The sequence below is a fragment of the Cupriavidus lacunae genome, assembly GCF_003353055.1.
Taxonomy (GTDB): Bacteria; Pseudomonadota; Gammaproteobacteria; order Burkholderiales; family Burkholderiaceae; genus Cupriavidus; species Cupriavidus lacunae.
This window is the reverse complement of sequence record NZ_QKWJ01000063.1, coordinates 35421-41420: the sequence shown is the minus strand read 5'-3', so window position 1 is coordinate 41420 and position 6000 is coordinate 35421. Positions and strand designations below refer to the sequence as shown.

The window sequence follows — 6000 nt, the reverse complement described above, 5'->3', positions numbered from 1 at the left end:
CGAGTGGGCTGTAGGCGTGCTACCGGCTTCGCCGATTCCCACACCCAGGCGATACAGCAGCAGATGCCAGAAGTGCCCGGCGGTACCGCACAGCGCGGTCATGGCCGACCATATCGCGATGGAAACGGAAATCAGCATCACGCGGTTGCGGCGCTCCGCCAGCCGTGCCATGGGGATGCTGAGCGTTGCGTAGAGGAGCGAAAATGCGAGGCCGCCCAGAACGCCCAACTGGACGTCGGACAGGTTCATCTCGGCCTTGATCCTCTGGGCGACCACCGAAATGAAGATGCGGTCGACGAAGCTGGAGGCATAGACCAGGATGAGCAGGAACAGGAACCAATAGCGGTAGTGCGCGCGTGATCCGGCGGTAGTCCGGACCGGCACGCGGGCCAGGTCTTGCATGAGCGGGGCGTCTCCTTGAGAGGGTTGTCCAGGTGCGGCGTCGTCTGCTTTGTCGAGCACATGTGGGGCACTTTATTAATGCCAGATACTTATTTTGGTATTTATTCGGGTGATTTTGGCACGCGGATGCTGGTGCTGCAAGCCCGTTCTGCCCAAGCCGGTCACTTTGTCGGCGGGTTCGGTCGATTTCTGCCGCTGGACGGGCATGCCAGTACTCTCTTTCGGTATACTGCGCAGTAAGAACCGCTTACTCAGACCTGATGACACAGTCCGAAAAGAAAAGCATGGCCGGCGAGATCAAGGCCACGATCCAGCGCGAAATCGAGGACGGCAACATGCCGCCCGGCACGCCGCTGGACGAGCGCATGCTGGCGGAGCGCTTCGGCGTCTCCCGCACACCCGTGCGCGAGGCGCTGCAGCAATTGTCCGTGCAGAACATGGTTCGCATCGTGCCCCGCGTCGGCGTGTTTGTATCGCGCCTGTCGATCACGCAGCTGCGCGAGACCCTGGAGCTGCTCGGCGAGCTCGAGGCGGTGGCGGCGAAGCTGGCCGCGCGCCGCATGGACGACGACCAGCGCGTTCGGCTAAAGGCCGCCCGTGCCGAGTGCGAGCAGGCGCATGCCGACGACGACGGCAAGCGCTTCGCGACGGCTAACGCCGAGTTTCATGACACGGTATATGCGGGCAGCCACAACGAATATCTGGTGGAGCAGATCCAGGGAATGCGCCGGCTGATGCAGCGCTACCGCCCGCGCATTTTCCAGACACCGACGCGCCGGCAGCGCGTGCTGGAAGACCACGAGCGGCTCGCAGAAGCCATTCTCAGCGGCGACGAAGCTGCCGCGCACGCGGCCATGCTTGAACACGCGCCTGTGGGCACGACCGGATTTTCGGAATTTCTGTCGACCTTGCCGGCGAGCTACCTGGAGGGCGAAGGCGGCGGCGAGGCCATGGCCGCCGGGAGCACCGCGCCCCGCGGCGGTGCCCGGCGCGGGCGCAAGCCGGCTGCCACGCGGGCAGCCTAGCCGGGAAGCCGCACAGCCCGATCGCTCCCCACGCGCACCCAAGAGGGAGCGGGAGCGGCCCGTCCGGTTCCGATGTGATGGCTCAGAACTTGTGCCGCACGCCCATGGCCACGCCGAACTGGCTGTTCTCGTTCGGCGCGATCTGGTAGGCCGCCGCGGCGCCGTTCAGGCTTTCGAAGTTCAGCGACGCATTCTTCGTGTAGGCCGTACTGACGTAGACGTCGGTGCGTTTGGACAGTGAGTAATCCGCAATGAGGGTGACTTGCCACGGATTGCTCGGGTTGGTTCGACCGGTTGCCGTGTACAGGGACTTGACATTGTCGTAGTAGACGGCTCCGGTCAGCAGCAAGGCTCCCGTTGCCTGGTAATTCAAGGCAAGCCACCACAGATCGTCGCGCGCAGCCGTGTTTGTCGCCCGCGTACCGTTGTTGTTGTACCGGTATGCTGCCTGCGCGAGCAGCGCCGGCGTAATTTGATAGCGCAGGCCCAGCGCCGCCTTCTGGGTGCGGGTGTAGTCGGCGGTCTTTGCGCTGTTGATGCTGTCATAGGCGGCGGCGATGCCAAACGGGCCGGCATGGTAATCAAGCCCGCCACCGAAGCCAGACGAACCCTGGAACGTACCCGGTTGCTCACCGAAGCTCCAGTGCGCCTCGGCCGTCAGCGGACCGAAGTCGGCATGGTATTTCACCATGTTGTCTTCGCGCAGATTCGAGCCCGCAATGCCGACCACCGGTTCGTACGTCGTCGCATACGCAGTGGGGGAATAGTTGGCCATCATCAGGAACAGCGAAGTGTACTGACGGCCCAGCGTTACCTGGTGAGCGCTGTTGCGCAGGCCAACCCAAGCCTGGCGGCCGAACAGGCGTCCGCCTTGCCCGGCAACGCCAGTATCCAGGTTGAACCCGCTTTCCAGGGCAAAGATCGCCTGATTGCCGCCACCCAGGTCTTCAGTACCGCGCAAGCCCCAACGGCTGGGGGACAAGCCCCCGGAATTCAGGGCGACCTTGGAATGGCCGTCAGGACCCGTTCCGAGGTTGTTGTTGGTGTATTCGATGTTGGCATCGGCAACGCCGTACAGCGTGATGCCCGATGTCTGCGCGGCCGCAGTGGCGCTAGCGATCACGCAGGCCAGGCCAACAAGACTTCTTTTCATGAACTTCTCCTCCAAGTTTCGGATGTCATTCCCAAGCGCAGGAATGTTGCGAACTATCGCACCGTGGCATTTTGAATTGTGATAGTGGTATACGTTAATTCGTGTTTTATATGCAACAGGACGAGACGGCGTCGCTGGAAAAATGTTGCAAGACCTCAGGCTTCACCGCGCTGGTAGTCGGCAAAGGTCTTGCCCTCGCGAGCCAACCGCGCCAGCAGCGGTGCCGGTTCCCACCAATACCCATGCTCCGCATGGAAGCGTTCGATGTCCGCGTACACCTCGCGCAGACCTATGCGGTCGGCGTAGTACATCGGGCCGCCATGGCGCGCGGGAAAGCCGTAGCCGGTCAGGTAGACGGTGTCGATGTCACTTGGCCGCAGCGCCACGCCGGCTTCGAGCAGTTTCGCGCCCTCGTTGACCATGCCATAGACGCAGCGCTTGATGATTTCCTCGGCGCCGATGGGGCGCCGTGCGATGCCGAGCCGCGCGGATTCCTGTTCGATGAAGGTTTCGACCTCGGGATCGCGCAGTGGCTGGCGGCTGCCGGGCTCATAGCGGTACCAGCCCTTGCCGCTTTTCTGGCCCAGGCGGCCGAGCTCGGTCAGCTTGAGGATCAGGTCGTTCCAGCGCCGGTCCTGCGGCCGTGTCGCCATCTGCGCCTTGCGGGTCTGGTAGCCCACGTCGTTGCCGGCCATATCGTGCACGGCGAAGATACCCATGGCGTAGCCGAAGCCGGTCAGCGCCTGGTCGACCTCGTGCGGCAGCGCGCCTTCCTCCACCAGGAAATGCGCTTCGCGCGTGTAGTTGCGGAACAGCGCATTGCCGATGAAGCCCGGGTAGACGCGTGCCAGCACGGCGGTCTTGCCCATGCGCCGCCCGAGGTCCATCAGCGTGGCGATCACGTCCGGCGCGGTCTCGCGCGCACGGACGACTTCCAGCAGGCGCATCACGTGCGCCGGGCTGAAGAAATGGGCACCGACCACGTCCTGCGGGCGCCGCGTGACCGCCGCGATGGCGTCGACGTCGAGCCCGGAGGTATTGGTGGCCAGGATGGCGCCGGGCTTGCACAGCACATCGAGCTCGCGGAACACCTGCTGCTTGAGCGACATGTCCTCGAAGACCGCTTCGATCACCATGTCGGCGGACGCGGCATCAGCCAGGTCCACCGAGCCTTTGATGAGCGACAGCCTCGCCTGCATGGCTGACGGCTCCAGCTTGCCGCGCGAGACGCTGCCGGCGTAGTTGTCGCGCACGCGGCGCAGGCCGGTATCCAGCCCTTGCTGGCTGCTGTCGATCAGCGTGACCGGAATGCCGATATTGGCCAGTGCCATCGCGATGCCGCCGCCCATGGTGCCGGCCCCCACCACGGCCACCTGGTTCACGGTGCGCAGCGGCAGGTCCTGTGGGAAGTCCGGGATGCGGGCCGCTTCGGCCTGGGCGAAGCGGACGTAGTCGGCCGTGGCCTGCGCTTCGGCGTCGGCATTGGATTGAATCGTGGTCGTCATGGCGTTCCTGGGTTTCAGTCGGATTTCGCGCCTGGGGTGGCGAGGGGTTTGGCACGGCCTTCGACGAAGTCGCGCAGGCGTTCGGCGGCCTCGGGCGGGCGCGGGATGTTCGAGGTCAGGTATTCGACGAACAGGCCGTCGTCGTGCGACAAGTCGTTGATGCGCGGCAGCACGTTGGTAATGCGCCAGTTCGTGTCCGCGGTATTGCGCGCGACCACAGCAGCCAGCTCGCGCGCCTTGGCCAGCGCCTGGCCCTGCGGCACCACGTAGCGCACGATGTGCTCGCGCTCGCCTTCCTGCGCGTTGAGCAAGCGCCCGGTCAGCATCATGTCGGCCATGACGGTGTAGCCAACCACGCGCTGGATGCGCACGGTGCCGCCGCCGCCGACAAAGATGCCGCGCTGTCCTTCCGGCAGGCCGAACAGGGCCGATTCATCGGCGACGCGGAGGTGCGCGGCCGTGGCTAGTTCCAGCCCGCCACCGACCACCGCGCCGTGCAGCGCCGCGACGAACGGGATCGGCCCGCGCGCAATGCCGTCGAACACGGTGTGCCACGAATGGCGCGTGCGCTTGCGCGGACGCGGTTGCTCGCCCGAGGCGCGCGCCAGCGCTTCCTTCAGATCCAGCCCCGCGCAGAAGTTGCTGCCGTGGCCGAACAGCACGCCCACGTCGGCTTCCTCGCCGGCACGCACCACGGCGTCGTGCAGAGCCCAGACCACCTCTTCGTTGATGGCATTGCGCTTGTCGGGCCGGTTCAGGCCGATCAGGGCGACATTGCCGTCGAGTTCATAGGTCACCAGTGCGGTGCTCATCTCATGCTCCTTTGGTATTGCGGTGTGCGGCAGGGGGCCGCACCTTGTGTTGTGGTTCCACGGTGCGGCGCCTACAGGTCAAGCACCAGCTTGCGGGTCTTCGCGCCCGAGCAGCACACCATCATCCGGTCGTTGGCGGCGCGCTCGGCCGCGTTCAGCACGAGGTCGCGGTGGTCCGGTTCGCCGTCCAGCACGCGTACCTCGCAGGTCCCGCAGACGCCTTCCTGGCACGAGTACATGGGCTCGACGCCTTCGGCGATCAGGCATTCCAGGATGGTCCTGCCCGGCTCGATCTCGATGCTGCGGCCGCTGCGCGCGAGCTCCACGGTGAAGCCGCCCGCGGTGGCCGCGGCTTCGCGCGCGGCGAAGTACTCGCGATGCACGCGCTCGGGCGCCAGCGACGCCGTGGCCTGTTCGAAGGCCTCGAGCATCGGCACCGGCCCGCAGCAATAGATGTGCGCGCCTTCCGGCAGGCTGGCGGCAATAGCCGCGACGTCAAGGCGATCGGCGCCGGCCTCGCGGTCGAAGGTCAGGTGGACCTCGCCGCCGGGCTCCCTGCCCATGGCTTCCAGCATCTCGACGAAAGCTGCCTGCTTGCGCGTGCGCGCGGCGTAGTGCAGCCGCCACGGGCGGCCCAGCTCGCGCAGGCGATGGATCATGCCGAGGATCGGCGTGATGCCGATGCCGCCGGCTACCAGCACCGCGAGCGAAGCGGAATCGTCGAGCGGGAAGTTGTTGCGCGGAGCGCTGATGGTCAGCACGTCGCCGGGCCGCAGGGTTTCGTGCACGTAGCGCGAGCCGCCGCGGCTCTGCGCGTCGCGGTTGACGCCGATCACGTAGCGGTGCGATTCGTTCTGCGCATTCAGCAGCGAGTAGCTGCGAATCAGGCCGTTGGGCAGGTGCAGGTCGATATGCGACCCTGCGGTAAAGGCGGGCAGCGTGCGCAGCGGCGGCTCCGGCCGCATGTCGAACGCCAGGATGCCCTCGGCTTCCCAGCTGATGGACTTGACCCTGACTTGCAGAGTTTCGGTAGGGTTCATTGATTATCTCCAGGCATGGCACCATGGACCGCCGGCCACGGGCTTTGCAGCGGGGGCAGGTCC

At 65.6% G+C, this 6000-nt stretch carries 6 protein-coding genes; 1 reads left to right on the top strand and 5 read right to left on the bottom strand.

The window, feature by feature from the left end; translation table 11 throughout:
• A partial coding sequence (locus tag DN412_RS31610) for an MFS transporter (RefSeq protein WP_115215180.1) occupies positions 1–402 on the bottom strand: 402 nt, incomplete at its 3' end.
• A gap of 284 nt (positions 403–686) precedes the next feature.
• On the opposite strand from DN412_RS31610, the gene DN412_RS31605 reads away from it, so the two are divergent.
• Positions 687–1427: a GntR family transcriptional regulator gene (locus DN412_RS31605; protein ID WP_244222851.1), complete on the top strand. Its 741-nt coding sequence runs from the start codon at positions 687–689 to the stop codon at positions 1425–1427.
• Positions 1428–1509: 82 nt separating this feature from the next.
• Here the strand turns inward: DN412_RS31605 and DN412_RS31600 are convergent, their stop codons facing one another.
• From DN412_RS31600 to DN412_RS31585, 4 genes are all read right to left on the bottom strand, one after another.
• Entirely contained in the window at positions 1510–2580 is a 1071-nt protein-coding gene (locus DN412_RS31600) for a porin (protein WP_115215178.1), read from the bottom strand.
• Between the two features lie 155 nt (positions 2581–2735).
• Positions 2736–4085, bottom strand: coding sequence for a 3-hydroxyacyl-CoA dehydrogenase (locus DN412_RS31595; RefSeq protein WP_115215177.1), 1350 nt, complete (start codon positions 4083–4085; stop codon positions 2736–2738).
• 14 nt (positions 4086–4099) lie between these two features.
• Entirely contained in the window at positions 4100–4897 is a 798-nt protein-coding gene (locus DN412_RS31590) for a crotonase/enoyl-CoA hydratase family protein (protein ID WP_115215176.1), read from the bottom strand.
• 71 nt (positions 4898–4968) lie between these two features.
• Positions 4969–5937, bottom strand: a complete 969-nt coding sequence (locus DN412_RS31585; protein ID WP_115215175.1) for a PDR/VanB family oxidoreductase — start codon at positions 5935–5937, stop codon at positions 4969–4971.
• Positions 5938–6000 lie beyond the last annotated feature (63 nt).